At 71.2% G+C, this 15,180-nt stretch carries 15 protein-coding genes and 4 tRNA genes; 9 read left to right on the forward strand and 10 right to left on the reverse strand.

The genetic code is table 11. The annotated features are described in order from the left end of the window. Positions 1–184 precede the first annotated feature (184 nt). The 5 genes from V8690_RS19810 to V8690_RS19830 form a co-directional block, all read right to left on the reverse strand. On the reverse strand, positions 185–1,243 hold the full coding sequence (locus V8690_RS19810; RefSeq protein ID WP_338780705.1) for an ATP-binding SpoIIE family protein phosphatase: 1,059 nt from the start codon (positions 1,241–1,243) through the stop codon (positions 185–187). Then, a complete protein-coding gene (locus V8690_RS19815) occupies positions 1,243–1,686 on the reverse strand; it encodes an anti-sigma regulatory factor (protein WP_338780707.1) in 444 nt (147 codons plus the stop codon). Before V8690_RS19815 ends, V8690_RS19810 begins: the two co-directional genes overlap by 1 nt. Beyond that, entirely contained in the window at positions 1,686–2,129 is a 444-nt protein-coding gene (locus V8690_RS19820; protein WP_338780708.1) for an STAS domain-containing protein, read from the reverse strand. The genes V8690_RS19815 and V8690_RS19820 overlap by 1 nt, the downstream gene beginning before the upstream one ends. Next, positions 2,126–3,025, reverse strand: a complete 900-nt coding sequence (locus V8690_RS19825) for an STAS domain-containing protein (protein WP_338780710.1) — start codon at positions 3,023–3,025, stop codon at positions 2,126–2,128. The genes V8690_RS19820 and V8690_RS19825 overlap by 4 nt, the downstream gene beginning before the upstream one ends. A gap of 144 nt (positions 3,026–3,169) precedes the next feature. Continuing rightward, positions 3,170–4,339, reverse strand: coding sequence for a PP2C family protein-serine/threonine phosphatase (locus V8690_RS19830; protein WP_338780711.1), 1,170 nt, complete (start codon positions 4,337–4,339; stop codon positions 3,170–3,172). A 151-nt stretch (positions 4,340–4,490) separates the two neighbouring features. Here V8690_RS19830 and V8690_RS19835 point away from each other — a divergent pair, with 151 nt between their 5' ends. The 3 genes from V8690_RS19835 (at position 4,491) to V8690_RS19845 (ending at position 7,262) form a co-directional block, all read left to right on the forward strand. Next, entirely contained in the window at positions 4,491–4,985 is a 495-nt protein-coding gene (locus tag V8690_RS19835; RefSeq protein WP_338780713.1) for a MarR family transcriptional regulator, read from the forward strand. Between the two features lie 328 nt (positions 4,986–5,313). Next, positions 5,314–6,174, forward strand: a complete 861-nt coding sequence (locus tag V8690_RS19840; RefSeq protein ID WP_338780715.1) for an RNA polymerase sigma factor SigF — start codon at positions 5,314–5,316, stop codon at positions 6,172–6,174. 335 nt (positions 6,175–6,509) lie between these two features. Next, positions 6,510–7,262 carry a hypothetical protein gene (locus tag V8690_RS19845; RefSeq protein WP_338780717.1) on the forward strand — a complete coding sequence of 251 codons (753 nt, stop codon included), beginning with the start codon at positions 6,510–6,512 and terminating at the stop codon, positions 7,260–7,262. Positions 7,263–7,407: 145 nt separating this feature from the next. Here the strand turns inward: V8690_RS19845 and V8690_RS19850 are convergent, their stop codons facing one another. Next, complete coding sequence (locus tag V8690_RS19850) at positions 7,408–7,689, reverse strand: hypothetical protein (protein WP_338780719.1); 282 nt, start codon at positions 7,687–7,689, stop codon at positions 7,408–7,410. A 94-nt stretch (positions 7,690–7,783) separates the two neighbouring features. On the opposite strand from V8690_RS19850, the gene V8690_RS19855 reads away from it, so the two are divergent. Together V8690_RS19855 and V8690_RS19860 are read left to right on the forward strand one after the other, a co-directional pair. Then, positions 7,784–8,005 carry a hypothetical protein gene (locus V8690_RS19855; RefSeq protein ID WP_338780721.1) on the forward strand — a complete coding sequence of 74 codons (222 nt, stop codon included), beginning with the start codon at positions 7,784–7,786 and terminating at the stop codon, positions 8,003–8,005. Between the two features lie 293 nt (positions 8,006–8,298). Then, on the forward strand, positions 8,299–8,775 hold the full coding sequence (locus V8690_RS19860; protein ID WP_338780722.1) for a hypothetical protein: 477 nt from the start codon (positions 8,299–8,301) through the stop codon (positions 8,773–8,775). 680 nt (positions 8,776–9,455) lie between these two features. Here the strand turns inward: V8690_RS19860 and V8690_RS19865 are convergent. The 4 genes from V8690_RS19865 to V8690_RS19880 form a co-directional block, all read right to left on the reverse strand. After that, positions 9,456–9,528, reverse strand: a tRNA-Lys gene (locus tag V8690_RS19865). 157 nt (positions 9,529–9,685) lie between these two features. Then, complete coding sequence (locus tag V8690_RS19870; protein WP_338780724.1) at positions 9,686–11,863, reverse strand: DEAD/DEAH box helicase; 2,178 nt, start codon at positions 11,861–11,863, stop codon at positions 9,686–9,688. Positions 11,864–12,173: 310 nt separating this feature from the next. Next, positions 12,174–12,713, reverse strand: a complete 540-nt coding sequence (locus V8690_RS19875; RefSeq protein ID WP_338780725.1) for a hypothetical protein — start codon at positions 12,711–12,713, stop codon at positions 12,174–12,176. Between the two features lie 87 nt (positions 12,714–12,800). Beyond that, positions 12,801–13,151, reverse strand: coding sequence for a metallopeptidase family protein (locus V8690_RS19880; RefSeq protein WP_338780727.1), 351 nt, complete (start codon positions 13,149–13,151; stop codon positions 12,801–12,803). Positions 13,152–13,234: 83 nt separating this feature from the next. Between V8690_RS19880 and V8690_RS19885 the strand changes: the two genes are divergently transcribed. The 4 genes from V8690_RS19885 (at position 13,235) to V8690_RS19900 (ending at position 15,172) form a co-directional block, all read left to right on the forward strand. Continuing rightward, entirely contained in the window at positions 13,235–14,809 is a 1,575-nt protein-coding gene (locus tag V8690_RS19885; protein ID WP_338780728.1) for a metallophosphoesterase, read from the forward strand. Between the two features lie 80 nt (positions 14,810–14,889). Further along, positions 14,890–14,962: transfer RNA gene (locus tag V8690_RS19890), tRNA-Glu, on the forward strand. A gap of 37 nt (positions 14,963–14,999) precedes the next feature. Then, positions 15,000–15,074, forward strand: a tRNA-Asp gene (locus tag V8690_RS19895). A 24-nt stretch (positions 15,075–15,098) separates the two neighbouring features. Continuing rightward, a tRNA-Phe gene (locus V8690_RS19900) sits at positions 15,099–15,172 on the forward strand. Positions 15,173–15,180: the final 8 nt, after the last annotated feature.

Raw genomic sequence — 15,180 nt, forward strand, 5'->3', positions numbered from 1 at the left:
GACCGGACCGCCAGGACCAACCCCGACCACACCGGCGAACCGTAACGGCGGCAAGTTCCCCCGTAAGCCCGCCGCACTATCCCCGCCCCACCGAACGACCCGCGACCCGACCGCACTCCCCGCCCCCCGACCGCACGACCCGCCCTCCGGCCGCAAACCCCCGCACTCCAACCCCCAACGCCCCTCAGCCACCCGGGCCGAGACGACTCCCCCCGCCCAGCACCGCCACACACGCGTCATCCCGCACCGGGCGAGCCGCGCTGCCCGCGTCCCGGAGGACCACCGCGGCCACCACCGCCGGGTCGCAGCCGAGGAGCACGGTGTCGTCGGGCGGCGTCCAGCGGCCGGGCAGGCCGTCGCTGTGCAGGAGGAGCAGACTGTCGTCCTGCCACGGCTCCCGCTGCACGGTCGCGGACGCCGGGGCCTGCGCGCCCACGATGCCCGGCTGGGACAGCATCGCCTTCCAGGTGCCGTCGGTACGCAGGCGGGCGCCGACGTTGCCGATCCCGGCGAAGTGCAACCGCCCGGTTCCGAGGTCCAGTTGGGCCACGGCGACGGCCGCGCCCCGGGTGCGGCGCAGGGCCCCGCCCAGATGCCGCAGTATCTCGGCGGGCGGCCGGTCGGCCACGCCGTGCAGCGCGTCCACGGCGGCGCCGGACGCCTCGGCGGCCTTGGCTCCATGGCCGAGCCCGTCGGCGAGCAGCAGGGTCACGCGGTCGCCGGCGCACACCCGGCTCCAGGCGTCGCCGGAGTACTCGGCCCGGCCGAGGGGGACGTTGACGCCACCGGCGCGCAACCCCTGAGGGGGCGTCCGATGCCGACCGGCGGGGGGCTCGTGGTCGATACGGGCCACGGCCACGGTGCCCCGGCCGGGGGCGCTGTGCAGGTCGAAGTCGTTCGCTATGCGCCGGCACGTGCCGAGGCCGGCGCCCAGGGAGGCCGCGGTGGTGTAGCCGTCGCGCATCGCCGCCGCGACGTCCGGGATGCCCGGGCCGTGGTCGACCGCGACGAGCTGCACGGACAAGCGCCGGTCGTCGGCGGGTGCGCGTTCGACGAGGTTGATGACGACGTACCCGCCGTCCGCGTGCCGCACGAGGTTGGTCGCCAGCTCCGTCGCCACGAGCGCCGCGGTCGCGGTGCGGTTCGGTGCGAGCCCGGCGCACGCGCCGGCCGCCTCGGCCGCCACCCGGACGTCCCGCACCCGGGTCGAGTCGTCCACCGGCACGTCCCACACCCTGCTCATCACGACCCCGGCCGGGACGGCGGTACGACCGCGGCCCAGGCGGTGACGGTGACGGTGGTCCCCTCACCGGGCCGGCTGTCCACCTCGAACTCGTGGACCAGCCGCTTGGCCCCGCTCAGGCCGAGTCCGAGCCCGCCGCCGCTGGTGTAGCCGTCGGTCATCGCCCGGTCCAGGTCACGGATGCCGGGCCCGGTGTCGACGAAGGCCAGCCGCAGGCCGGGCGACGGCCCGGTGTCCAGCGGGGTGATCTCCACATGGCCACCGCCGCCGTGGACGAGGGTGTTGCGGGCCAGCTCGCTGGCGGCGGTGACGAGCTTGGTCTGCTGCACCAGACCGAAACCGAGCTCGGCGGCGGCCTGCCGGACCTGCTGCCGTACCCAGGCCAGGTCGGCGTCCGAGCCGATCGGCAGCCTGGCCGGGGCCGCGTGGCGGGAAGCCTGCATCACGGACTCCCCTCGCTGCGGTGCTCACCCGCGGTGAGCATCTCCATCGCGCGTTCGGCGTCCAGGGCCGTACGCAGTCCGGGCAGGGTGAGCCCCAGCTCGACCAGGGTGATCGCCACGGCGGGGCGCATCCCGGCCAGCACCGTACGGGCGGCCAGCAGACCGGCTCCGGCGGCGATCTCGGCGAGGACCCGCCCCAGGAAGGAGTCGACGATGTCCACGCCGGAGATGTCGATGACCACACCGGTCACCCGGGTGTGGGCGATCCGTTCGGTGATGTCCTGCTGAAGCTGCTCGGCCATCCCGTCGTGCAGTTCCCCCTGGAGGGTGACCAGCAGGATGTCGCCCAGTTGGAGGACCGGCACCGTGAAGCCGTGCCCGCCGAAGGGCCCGGCGACCGGGGGCCCGAATCCCGCGGGCCCGTTCGCCGAGGAGCCGGTCATCGCGCGCCCGCGTCGGCCGCCCGGAGTGGCGCGATCTCGACGCCCTGCTGGCTGAGCGCGTAGGCCAGGGCGTCCGCCAGACTCGCGCGGGTGAGCACCGTGCCGAGGTCGATGCCCAGCTGGACGATGGTCTGCGCGATCGGGGGCCGGATGCCGGAGACGATGCACTCGGCGCCCATCAGCCGGGCCGCGGCCACCGTCTTCATCAGGTGCTGGGCGACCAGCGAGTCGACCGTGGGCACGCCGGTGATGTCGAGGATGGCGTACCGGGCGCGCTCGGCGACGATCGCGTCCAGCAGGCTCTCCATGACCACCTGGCTGCGCGCGCTGTCCAGCGTACCGATCAGCGGTACGGCGACGGTGCTGTCCCAGAGCTTGATCACCGGGGTGGCCACTTCGTGCAGCTGCTCGCGCTGCCGTGCGATCACCTCCTCGCCCGCGCTGACCGTCGTCTCCAGCACCACCAGACGCAGCGTGCCCATCAGCACGGTGAGGGCCAGCACACACTCCTGGGCCTCGGGGGCGTACGGGTCCGGGAACTCGGCGCGCAGCAGCTCGGTCACCGGTTCGCGCAGGGCGGCCACCTCGTCGGCGATCCCGTCCGCGTCGATCCCCATGCGGGCGCGGGACGCCACCATCCGCCCCAGTTGGTCGCGCACCGCCTCGAATCCGGGGGCCCGGATGTCGTCCGTCCGACCGGTGGCCGCCACCGCGGCCAGCGCCGCCGCCATCGACCTGCCCGCCTCCACCGCCTCGTCGCGGGACACGGTGAAGACCGTGCGCAACAGCGCGGCGTCCGCCCATCGTTGGGCGATCTGCTCCCGGCGGCGTTCGAGAAAGGCACTGACCTGCTGTGCGGCCGGCTCCCGGTCCGCGTTCTCTTCCGACACCGACACGTGCATCGCTCCCTTGCAGGGCCGGACCGAGGTCGCGCCACGGCGCCTCAGCCATTACTTGTCATATGGCAAACATTAGGGCCGACGTACGGCACCACCAAACAACCGCTCATCCACACCCCCGGCCTGCGACTTCCCCAGCTCTCACCGCCCACGCCAGTCCAGACACACCACCAGGGCGTCGTCGTCCGGGACGGGTCTGCCGCGGTGACCGGACAGTTCGCGCAGGATGGCCCGGGGCACCTCGGCGGCCGGGAGCAGCCGGGTCGACTGGATCGCCCGGGCCAGGGCGGCGTCCCCGTACGCCTCTCCGCCCGGGGATGCGGCGCCGTACACCCCGTCGCTGACGAAGACCAGCCGGTCCCCGGGCTCGACCTCGAACTCCTGGGCCACGTAGTCGGTCTCCTCGAACATGCCGAGCGGCAGCTGGGCGTCGAACGGCACCCGCTCCACCGCGCCCCGGCGCAGCCGCAGCAGCCGCGGGGAACCGGCGTCCACCGCCCGGGCCCGCCCCGTGGCCAGCTCGATGTCCAGCATGAGCACGGACAGGTAGCAGCGGCCCCGGTAGTGGGCGTACACCGCCTGGTCGGCCAGGGCCGCCTGGTCGGCGATGGGGAGACCGGCCCGGCGCGCGTTGCGCAGGGCGTTGATCGCCAGGTTCGTCAGCAAGGAGGCCTCTATGCCCTCGCCCATGCCGTTGGTGACGTAGAGACTGAGCCGGTCGGCCGTGGCGGACCAGTCGAAATTGTCGCCGAAGATCGCGTACGCCGGTTCCAGCTGGGCGCCCAGCTCGTACTCGGGGCGGGCGCAGGAGCGGCCCGGCAGCAACTGCCACTGCATCTCGGCGGCCAGGGTGAGCCGGTCCCTGCGGCGTGCCTGGAGGTACACGTCGGTGTCCCGCTCGGCCACGACGACCTCGTGCCCGAGCACCTCGGCGATCTCGGCCAGTTCGCCGAGGCAGCCGTCGGCGTGCTCGCCGCCCGGCAGGGTCACCGTCAGCACGCCGAGGCGGTCGCCGCGTACGGTGACCGGCAGATGGGCGCGTACCGCGTCAACCGAGTCACCCGCAAGGGTTTCCACGTACGGCTCCTGCGCGCCGAAGGCCCGGCCCGCCGGGCTGTTGTGCACGGACACCGGCTGAAGGGTGTGCGGCAGCACGGACACCGGCTGAAGTACCGTCAGTCCGTAGTCGGCCAGGTACAGCTCGACGGAGTCCGCCGCGTACTGATCGGTCAGTACACGACGGACCGCGTCCAGCAGTTGATGGGGCGCCGCCGTGCGCAGGGCGCGCTCGGCGGTCACGAATCTGTTCACGATCGTCGTCACGATGGTCGAAGCCCAATCCTTGAATCCTCGGTCGGACACCTGCGGAGTCCTCGGGTACGGCCCGCTCTCAGGGGCCGGTGTCGGCCCTGGCTCGCGGCGCGCCTAGTACGCTGACGGACATCCCGGTGTCTGCGAGAGTGTGACTGTGACTTCCCTCCGACCCCGCCCTGAGCCAGCAGAGGTCGCTCGTGTGACCTCCACGGCCGCGGAGTTGCTGGAAGTCCTCTGGGGCCGGGCCTCCACGGCACCCGCCTCGGCGTCCCAGCTGCGCGTGCTGCTCATCCTGGAGCACCACGAGGGCATCAACCTGCGCACCCTCGCCGACTCCCTCGCCTCCACCCCGCCCTCGACCAGCCGGCTGTGCGACCGGCTCCAGGCGGCCGGGTTCGTCGAACGCGTGGTGGGCGCGGCGGACCGGCGCGAGGTACGGCTGCACCTCAGCGGCCGGGGCCGCGCCTTCCTGGCCGACCTGCGCATCCGCCGGGAACAGACGCTGCGCGCGGTGCTCGACCACATGCCCGCCGCCAAGCGGGTCGCGCTGCTGCAAGGGCTGGAGGCGTTCTGCGAGGCGGCGGCGGCCCAGATACACGACGACTCCGCCGACTCCGCCGCGTCCGGTACCCGGACTGCCTGAACTGCCCGTCGTGACACCGGGACGAACATTCCGGATCCTCCCCCGCGCCCGCACGGCACAGCTACATTGTTGCCTCGCGACTATAGTTGCCGAAAGACAACTGTCCGCTCCACGAGTCCCGTCACCAACTCCTGTACGCCGCACCGTCCCACCCTCCTGCCCGTACCGTGAGCCATCCTGCGGGTACCCCGTCACCGCCCCGACCTGCGCCGACTGTGGGCAACGTCTCGACGGGGAGAACACGGGGCATGAGCCGGGCGACTGCGGGTAGCGGCTTGGAGGTGGCCTGTCGGGGGACGGGAGCGGGCCGGACTACGAGGGAGGGCCCGTGACGGCGACCACGCGCATCGGCACGACGACGGATTCCGGCACCGACACCGGTGAGGAACTGCCGCAGATCACCGAGCCGCAGAAGCTCGCCCCGCAGGACGCGCGCGAGCTGACCGGACAGTTCCTCGGCCGGCTCGCCGTGCTGGAGGAGGGCACGCCCGAATACCAGTACGCGCGCAACACGCTCATCGAGATGAACATGTCGCTGGTGCGGTTCGCGGCCCGCCGGTTCCGGACGAGCGGCCAGTCGATGGAGGACGTCGTCCAGGTCGGCGTCATCGGGCTGATCAAGGCCATCGACCGGTTCGAGGTCTCTCGCGAGGTCCAGTTCACCAGCTTCGCGGTGCCGTACATCATCGGCGAGATAAAGCGGTTCTTCCGCGACACGTCCTGGGCCGTGCACGTGCCGCGCCGTCTTCAGGAGGCCCGTACGGAACTCGCCAAGGCCACCGAGGAACTGGCCTCCCGCCTCGGCCGCGCGCCGAAGGTCGCGGAGCTGGCGGCGCTGATGAACCTCTCGGAGGAGGAGGTCGTCGAGGCCCAGGTCGCGGCGAACGGCTACCTCTCCTCGTCCCTGGACGCCGCGATCACCGGCGACTCGGAGGAGAACGACACCACGCTCTCCGAGTTCATCGGCGAGGAGGACCCGGCCCTCGAACTCGTCGAGGACTTCCACGCGCTGGCTCCCCTGGTCGCCGAACTCGACGACCGCCAACGCCTCATCCTCCACCTCCGCTTCGTGGAGGAACGCACCCAGGCGGAAATCGGCAAGCACCTCGGCATCTCCCAGATGCACGTCTCCCGCCTGATCTCCCGTACGGTGGCACGTCTGAGGTCGGGGATGCTGGCGACCGGCTAGGGAGTGCCTCAGAGCTCCAACGCGAGGGATTGCACCGCCTCCGAGGCGCACACAGCGGCGCCCGAGCCGGCCGAAGCCGACTCGGGCGCCGCGTTGCGGGTCAGGGTCCGCAGACTTCAATCCATGTGTTGTGGGTTCCCCCGCTGTGCCATCCGGGATCCACCCGTCATGCCGTCCCATGTCGCTTCATGTCGGCTGGTCCCGAGACGTTCGGGCGAGCAAGGGGCGAGCAGAAAGGCCCCGCCACCTGCGGTGACGAGGCCTTCACGCTGTCAAGCCCCTCGTCACCCGCTACGTCGCCACCAACGTGATGCGCCGGCCCGGACTCCTCCGAGGTGTTCGAGGCGCTCGCCGCGATCGGCATCGAGGGCGAGAAGGGGCGCCGCGGCGTCGAGTTCGCATCGGAGGTCATGCGCGACGGGCCCGGCTGGCGCGCCGAGGCCGACCTGCCCCCGGGCGTCGAAGCGACCGCCGCCCTGGAGAAGCGTGCCGCCCTGGCCGCCGCCGTGCGCCGCCCCATCAGCACCGTCTGGCCCGAAGCCGACCGCACCGCCCACCCCGGCCGCCTCGTGCTGTGGGTCGCCCAGCGCGACCCCGCCAAGGCCGGCCGGAAGCTGTGGCCGCTGATGAAGGACGGCCAGGCCGACGTGTACGAGCCGCTGCCGTTCGGGTTCGACCCGCGCGGCAACCTCGTCGAGATCACCCTCATGTACTCCAGCCTGCTGGTGGGAGGCGTCCCGGCTCGGGCAAGACCTCTGCGCGCTCGCTGTCGTCCTGGGCGTCGCCCTCGACCCCACCGCCGAACTGTGGATCTACGAACTCAAGGGCTCCGGCGACCTCGACTCCGTCAAGCCCGTCTGCCACCGGTACATGTCCGGCGACGAGGACGAGGACCTGGAGGCCGCCCTCGGCGGCATGCGGTCCGGGATCGCCGAGTGCCAGCGCCGCGCCTGAAGCCCTTCAGGGTGTCCACCCGGCAGCTCACCATCAGGGAGTGCTGCGGCGGCGCCAAGGGCCTCCGCTGGGCCGACCTGCCGACCCCCGAGGACGGCGAGCACAGGCCGCCGAGCCGGTTTCGGGAGGGGTAGTGGTTTCACCCCACCCCGAAACCGGTTTCACCCCCGATATCGGCACCCGCCTGGTTTCGGGTTTCGGCCCTCCGGCCAAGGGCTCGGATCGGCCCTGAAACAGGCCCCGGACAGTCTGCTGCCCACGAGGCGAGGGCCGGGGCAGTCAAGCGACCAGCGAGTTGTAGAGCTCGGTGATTTCGGTGTCGAAGGGAGGCGCGTTGAGTTCCTGGGCGGCCGGGATCACTCGTTCGCGAAGAAAGCGGTCGTGATGCTCCGCAGACTCCCAGACATCGACAACCTGCCAGCCGCCCCCTTCCCGCGGCGCCGCGTAGTGGGCGATCATCCCACTTGGCAGGTTGTTCGGGTCCGGCATGACCTGGTCGATGGTCGCCTGGTAGAGCTCCCTGGTCCATGCAGGGCTGTGGTGGTACGCAAGGACAGGCATCCGCCAGCCCTCCTTTCGTGCTGGTCGGTCTTTGCTCACGACGCTAGGTATCGGGGGCTGAGGGCCGCGACCGCTGATACTCCAACCAGCGCGAATGATGTTGCGTCATGGGGTCGTGGAGTCGCAGATCATCCGGCCCGGTCACCTCACCGCCCACCAGACCGCCGAGCAGCTCGGCGTCAGCCTCGACGGCGTCCGCCAACTCGTCCGACGCGGCAAGCTCACCCGCTCCGGCGGCAGCCCGCGGCAGCCCTGGTACGCGTGGCAGGACGTCGCCACGCACGTCGTCGAAAGGCGCACAAGCAACGCCGCTTGACCGCGGGTCAGAGCCGTGTCAGGTTCTCGGTGAACAACTGTTCCCGCATGAGGCACCACAGACGCACGGCGAAGCCCCGGCTCGGTTTCCCCGGCCGGGGCTTCGCCGTTCCAGGCGTCCTCCGCCCTCACGGCCCAGGGGGCACCCCAGGCTCACCGTGCGCGTGCGCTTGGGCAGGAGCACGCTGGGGTCATGAACGCGACAAAGGCTCCTCAGGACCACAATGGGGGCCGCCCGAGCAGCCTCCGCAAGGGGGATCGCAGCCACCTCCCCCAGCAGGCAAGTCAAGATCGGTGAAGGGCGTACTCACCCACACCCTCGCCGCCGTCCTCGGCCTCATCATCGGCGCGGTGATCGGCTCCAGCACGGCAGACGACTCCGACGGCCAGAGCACAACGCCAACGCCGACGGCGACGGTCACAGCCACCGAGACGCAGACCGAGACGGAAGCTGCGCCGCCGCCCACACCCACTCAGACCGAGCAGCCCACCCAGGGTTCTGCCAACGAGATTCCCGGTGACGGCACCTTCCTCGTCGGCGAGGAAATCGAGCCCGGCACGTACCGGACCGCTGGCCCTGCTGATTCAGCCATCCCGAACTGCTACTGGGCACGGCTGAGCGGAGCCTCCGGCGAACTCGACGAGCTCATCGCCAACGGGAACACCGCCGGCCCCGCCACGGTCACGATCGCCAGCGGCGACCAGGCCTTCCAGACGACCGGATGCAGACCTGGCAGAAGACCGGCTGACCAGCAGCACAGCACTGAGTGAGCGACGGGTAGCAATCGTGCCCTCGCTTCCATCAGGCAGGCGGATACGCACCACGCCACCGTTCAAGATCTCCCACGCGGCCGCCTCGTCATCCGCCTCCAGCGTGCCGCCCCATGAGGTCGAGCTCGTCACAGGGCTGGAGCCGCCCATATGCCGGACCATCCTCCGCGGAGTCGCAGAACTCAGATCTTCGACGATGTCGTACTCGGCTTCTCCCACGATGACCGTGGCGTCGCCCCGGTAGGTAGCCATGCATCCATGGCTGCTCCCCTGTCTCGGAGGTGGCCTGCCACGGCGAGCCATGCAGGTCTGTTCACCGCACTCGGACCAGACCCGCTCGACGTCCCCCACAGCCCCGGCCCGGGCTGGCGCATCGTCACTAGGCTCACCAACTCCTCGGGGCTCACCACCGACGATTGCGGGCTCTGGGCCTGTTGGAGACGAGCCGGTGACTTGGCCCCGGAAGACCACCACCGGATCGCGCTACTGATGGTGGCCATTTGGCAGAGGCGTCTTGGCCTCAAGTCGGGGTGGCCGCTGGGGCAGCCGGGCACTCCGGACCCATGATCGCCTGCACTTCGGGCGAGCATCGGGCGAGCTATCGATCTCCGAGCAATCCCAGAACGCGAATCAGCCCCTCCCCAGCGGCTTCCACCGCAGGTGAGGGGCCGATCGTTGCGTAGGCCCTGTGGGACTCGAACCCACAACCAATGGATTAAAAGTCCACTGCTCTGCCAATTGAGCTAAGGGCCCAGGCGATGTTGCCCCCACGAGCATAGCCGGACGAGGCCGAGTCTCCGATCGGGTATCGGTGACCCGGCCGTGCCGGAGGTGTGAAAACACACTCCGGAACGGCGGAGCGCCGTGACCCCGTGGGGGCGGGGGCCACAGCGCTCGTCACGCCTGTGTGTCAGCTGTTGCGCTTCCAGCGCGGCTTGTCCTCGCGGCGGCCGAAGGAACCGCCGCCACGGTGGTCGTCACGACGGCCCTGCGGACGGTCGTGCCCGGGACGGTCGTGCCCGCCGGAACGGAAGCCCGGACGGTCGTCCCGGCGGTCCCGGTTGAAGGGACGGTCGCTGCCACGGTGCCCACCGCGCTCGTCACGGCGGAAGCCGCCACGGTCCCGGTCACGGTCGCGGTTGAACCCGCCGCCGCGCTCGTCCCGCCGCTCGAACGGACGGCCGCCGCGCTCGTCGCGCCGCTCGAAGGGACGGCCACCACGGTCGTCGCGCCGCTCGAAGGACCGGCCACCACCGTCGCGGTCGAAGGAACGCCCGCCACGGTCATCACGCCGCTCGAAGGACCGGCCACCGCGGTCGCCGCCCCGGTCGGCACGGTCGTCCCGGCGCTCGAACGAACGGCCACCACGGTCACGGTCGAAGGAACGACCACCGCGGTCGCGGTCACGGTCCCGGTTGAAGCCACCGCGCTCGTCACGCCGCTCGAACGGACGGCCACCACGGTCGTCGCGCCGCTCGAAGGACCGGCCGCCGCGGTCACGGTCGAAGGACCGGTCCCGGTCGGCGTTCCGGTCACGGCCGAACCCGCCGCGCTCCTCGCGCCGCTCCCGCCGCTCGTACGGCGCGGAAGCCTCGGGTCGCTGCTCGCGCTCGACGTCCTGCGCGGTCCGCTGCTCCGGCACCGCGATCTCGTCGCCGGCCGGAACCTCCGCGGACTCCGCGGACGCAACCGCCTGCGGCTCCTCGCCCCGCTCCCGAGCGACCCGAGCGAGCAGCCGGTCGGACTCCTCGCGCAGCTCGTTCGCACGCCGCTGCGCCCGCTCCAGCTCCTTGGTGAGCTGGGCGACCTCGCGCTCGGCCTGCTGCGCGGCGTTGCCCACGGACTCGGCCTGGACCTCGGTCATCGACCGGGCACCGGTGATCTCGGCGACCTCCGGGTCGAAGGCCGCGCCGCCCTGGATGATGTGGCGCGTGGCGTCGACGCCCGCGTCCTCCATCAACCGGAAGATCTGACGCCGCTGGTGCGGCAGCGAGAGGGAGACGACGGTGCCGGTACGGCCCGCGCGCGCCGTACGGCCGGCGCGGTGCAGGTAGTCCTTGTGGTCGCCGGCCGGGTCCACGTTCAGCACCAGGTCGATGCCGTCGACGTGGATGCCGCGCGCCGCGACGTCGGTCGCCACGAGCACGTTGACGTACCCGTCCTTGAAGTCGGCCAGGGTCCGCGTCCGCGCGCCCTGGGTCATGCCGCCGTGCAGCGCGTCGGCCTTCACACCGGAGTCGCGCAGCTGCTCGGCGACGCGGTCGGCGCCCAGCTGGGTGCGGACGAAGATGATCGTGCGGCCCTTGCGGGAGGCGATGGCCGCGGTGACCGGCGCCTTGTCCTTGGGCTTCACGATGAGGATGTGGTGCGACATCGTGGTGACGGCGCCCTGGGCGGCGTCGACCTCGTGGCTGACCGGGTTGTTCAGGTACCGGTCGACGAGGGTCTTGATCTCGTTCTCCATGGTCGCGGAGAACAGCATCCGCTGACCGCCCGCGGGGATCTGGTCCAGCAGCTCCGTCACCTCGGGCATGAAGCCCAGGTCGGACATCTGGTCGGCCTCGTCGAGAACGGCGATCTGCACGTTCTCCAGCGAGCAGGCGCCGCGGTTGATGATGTCGCGCAGCCGGCCCGGGGTGGCGACCAGGACGTCGACGCCCTTCTCCAGGGCGTAGATCTGGTTGCCCATGGACGTACCGCCGCAGACGACCTTCATCTTGAGGCCGAGGACGTCACCGTAGGGCTGGAGCGCGTCGGCGACCTGCATGGCGAGCTCACGCGTCGGCGTGAGGATGACGGCCCGCGGCTTGTGCTTCTCGGTCCGGCCGCCGGCCAGCGTGGCCAGGGCCGGCAGTCCGAAGGAGAGGGTCTTGCCGGAGCCGGTGCGGCCACGGCCGAGGATGTCCTTGCCGAGCAGGGCGTCCGGGATGGTCGCGGCCTGGATCGGGAAGGGGGTGGTCACACCGTTCTGCGCGAGCTTGCGCACGACGCCCTCGGGAAGGCCGAGGTCGGCGAAGGTGAGTTCGGGGGTGACGTCGGCTGCCTCGTTCTCGGGCACGACGATGTGATCAGTACTGGCGATGGACATGCGAATGCGAAACCTTCCGGAGTCTCGTCGGCACGCGCCCGTCAACTCCGTGATTCGCGATTCGCAATACGACCGCCTCAATGCGGTCCACCACGGCAAGGGAGAGAGTACGCGCCACACGGCGCGCTCTGCGGTGGCGCCGGGCAAGATGGGATCAAACGATCTGCCACCATACGCACTCCGGGCCCCGCAAGGCAAACCGGACTGCGCAGGAGACAGCGGGCTGCTTTCCACGGCCGGTAAGCCTCCCGACCGCTCCCAACCAACCTCCGGCCGGAAATGTTCCCGCAGCGACGGCGCACTGCCGGCCCTACGCCGGCGCCCCCGCCTCCGGCGCCGGTTCCCGCTGCGCCAGCTGCGGCCCCGGCGGCTCGTGCGCCGACGACGACGGCTCCGGCTTGTCCGTCGGGTCCGGCGAAGTCGTCACCTCGGTCGGCGTCGGCGTGGGCTCGGGATCGGCCGACCGGGTGGGCGTCGGCGGAGCCGGGGGCTTCGGCGACGGCCTGGCCGGCTTCCCCGGCTTGTCGCGCCCCGGCGCGGAAGCACTCACCACGGCGGACGGCGACACCCCGAAAGACGCCGGCTCCCCCGCCCCATCGCCCTTGCGCTTCTCACCCTTCTTGCCCTTGCCACGCCCGCGCTCGCCGTCGGCCGCCGCCGAGCCGAGCCCGGTACCGCCGCCCGACACCGCCGACCCGCCGTCAGGCGCCTCCCCGCCGCGCTGCCCGGCGGAGTGCGACGGCTTGGCACTCCCGCCCGCGTCGTCGTCGCCGACGCTCATACAGCCGGCGGCAGCGGCGACGGCCACGACCGTGGCGGCCAAGCGGACGGGTACGTACAAGGGGCGCACGGGGCCACCTCCGGGAAGGGTGAGGGAGTCAACACCTCCAACTCCCGCCGCCCACAAGAGGACACGCGCCCCGTATTCACAACCCGCTCAGCCGTAACCCAGGGCGTGAAGGCGCGCGTCGTCGATGCCGAAGTGGTGCGCGATCTCGTGCACCACTGTGATCTCCGTCTCGGTGACAACGTCCTCCCGCGACTCGCACATCCGCAAGGTCGGATTCCGGTAGATGGTGATCCGGTCCGGCAGCACACCGGCGTACCACTCGCCCCGGTCGGTCAGCGGCGTCCCCTCGTAGAGCCCGAGCAGCTCGGGATCGTCCGACGGCGGTTCGTCCTCGACGAACACCGCGACGTTGTCCATCAGTCGCGTCAACTCCGGCGGGATCCGGTCGAGCGCCTCGGCGACCAGCTCCTCGAACTCCTCGCGCGTCATCTCCAGCACAGGCCCATTGTCGGCCACGACACCGCCGTACGAGAGCCTTCCGGCGTCGCATATCCGGCCCGGGACTTGGGCATACGGGACCAATGGCCCGCGTCCCCGCCGTAGTCCGGAGTGTCCTGAACCCCATCCGCAGGGCCCCGCACGCTCTGGCCCGCCGCTACCGCTCCCGCCAGGCCCCGGCCACGATCGAACTCGTGCCGCAGCCGCACCCGTGGTCCCGCGCGGTGGGACTCGTCGCCGTCGTCCTCCTCGGCGCCTGGCTTGGCCTGCTGGTCGTGGGCAACGTACGGGTCCCGGTCGGCCCCATGAACACCACCATGACCCTGCGCCCGTCCCTCACCGGCGGCACCAAGATCAATATCTCGCCCCTGGGCGCCCTCCAGCTGGACAGCCACATCGCCCCGGTACGCCTGGACGTGAACGTCGACCAGCTGGACCCGGTCCGCTCCCAGGCCCTGGTCGACCACCCCGAGCGGCTCTCCGGCCTCCAGGACGAGGTCACCGAGGATGTAGGACGCGGCACCCTCGACCTGGCCGTCCGCTCGAGCATCGCCGTCGTCGGCGGCGCCACCGCGCTCGGCCTCGCGGTCTACCGCCGCCCCCGCCGCGCCCTGGCCGCCGGCGGCCTCGCCCTCACCCTCCTCGCCGCCTCGGGCGGCACGGCGTACGCCACCTGGCGCCCCGACTCCGTCCTGGAACCCAAGTTCTCCGGACTGCTCACCTCGGCCCCCTCCCTGGTCGGCAACGCGCGCAGCATCGTCACCGAATTCGACGTCTACCAGAAGGAATTGGCCCGCCTGGTCACCAACGTGACCAAGCTCTACGACGCCACCTCGACCCTCCCGGCCTACGCGCCCGACCCCTCCACCATCCGAGTCCTGCACGTCTCCGACATCCACCTGAACCCGGCGAGCTGGAAGATCATCGCCTCGCTGGTGGAGCAGTACAAGGTGGACGTGATCGTCGACTCGGGCGACACGATGGACCACGGCACGGCCGCCGAGAACGGCTTCCTGGACCCCATCGAGGACCTCGGGGCCCCTTACGTCTGGGTCCGCGGCAACCACGACTCGATGATCACCCAGCGCTACATGGAGGGCCTGAAGAACGTCCACGTCCTGGACGACGGCCGGGCGAAGACGATCGAGGGCCTGCGCTTCGCGGGCATCGGCGACCCGCAGTTCACCCCGGACCGCTCGAAGCAGCCCGGCAACGAGCAGTCCCAGGAGCTGGCCGGCGCCCGCCTGGCCACGGCCCTGCGCGACCAGCGCACGGCCGGCACCCCGGTGGACATCGCCATCGCCCACGAGCCGGCGGCGGCCCGCGAGGTCGACGGCGAGGTGCCGCTGGTGCTGGCCGGCCATGTCCACCACGACGAGATGGAAGTCCTGAAGTACGGCACCCGACTCCGCATCGAGGGCTCCACGGGCGGCAGCGGCCTGCGCGCCATCGAGGGCAAGCACCCCGACCCCATCGAAGCGTCGATTCTGTACTTCGACCGGGACACCCGCCACCTCCAGGCCTGGGACGAGATCGAACTGGGCGGCCTGGGCCTCACGACAGCCGAGGTCAGCCGTCACCTTCCCGAGGAGAACCAACCGGGAGCAACCCCCTCACCCTCGCCCTCCTCCCCCACCCCCTCGACCACGTCCCCCTAAACCGTTTTGGCGATAGCTCCCGCCATCCCATATGCTTCTCACGTCCCCGACGCGCTGAGAAGCGCCCAGGCGGGCCGATAGCCCTCATCGTCTAGCGGCCTAGGACGCCGCCCTTTCAAGGCGGTAGCACGGGTTCGAATCCCGTTGGGGGCACGCACCACCCTGTGCGACACTGTCGTACGACACGCTTGGTCCTGTGGAGCAGTTTGGAGTGCTCGCCACCCTGTCAAGGTGGAGGCCGCGGGTTCAAATCCCGTCAGGACCGCTGAGGTTTCACGTGAAACCTCGTGGCTGGGTAGCTCAGTTGGTACGAGCGTCCGCCTGAAAAGCGGAAGGTCGCCGGTTCGACCCCGGCCCCAGCCACAACGGAA

It is taken from the genome of Streptomyces sp. DG1A-41 (assembly GCF_037055355.1).
In the GTDB taxonomy this organism is placed as follows: Bacteria; Actinomycetota; Actinomycetes; order Streptomycetales; family Streptomycetaceae; genus Streptomyces.

Excerpts from the sequence above, each read along its gene's own strand:
- V8690_RS19810 (WP_338780705.1), bottom strand. The coding sequence starts at position 1,243 with ATGAGCAGGGTGTGGGACGTGCCGGTGGACGACTCGACCCGGGTGCGG.
- V8690_RS19815 (WP_338780707.1), bottom strand. The coding sequence starts at position 1,686 with ATGCAGGCTTCCCGCCACGCGGCCCCGGCCAGGCTGCCGATCGGCTCG.
- V8690_RS19820 (WP_338780708.1), bottom strand. The coding sequence starts at position 2,129 with ATGACCGGCTCCTCGGCGAACGGGCCCGCGGGATTCGGGCCCCCGGTC.
- V8690_RS19850 (WP_338780719.1), bottom strand. The coding sequence starts at position 7,689 with ATGCCTGTCCTTGCGTACCACCACAGCCCTGCATGGACCAGGGAGCTC.
- V8690_RS19855 (WP_338780721.1), top strand. The coding sequence starts at position 7,784 with ATGATGTTGCGTCATGGGGTCGTGGAGTCGCAGATCATCCGGCCCGGT.
- V8690_RS19870 (WP_338780724.1), bottom strand. The coding sequence starts at position 11,863 with ATGTCCATCGCCAGTACTGATCACATCGTCGTGCCCGAGAACGAGGCA.
- V8690_RS19885 (WP_338780728.1), top strand. The coding sequence starts at position 13,235 with ATGGCCCGCGTCCCCGCCGTAGTCCGGAGTGTCCTGAACCCCATCCGC.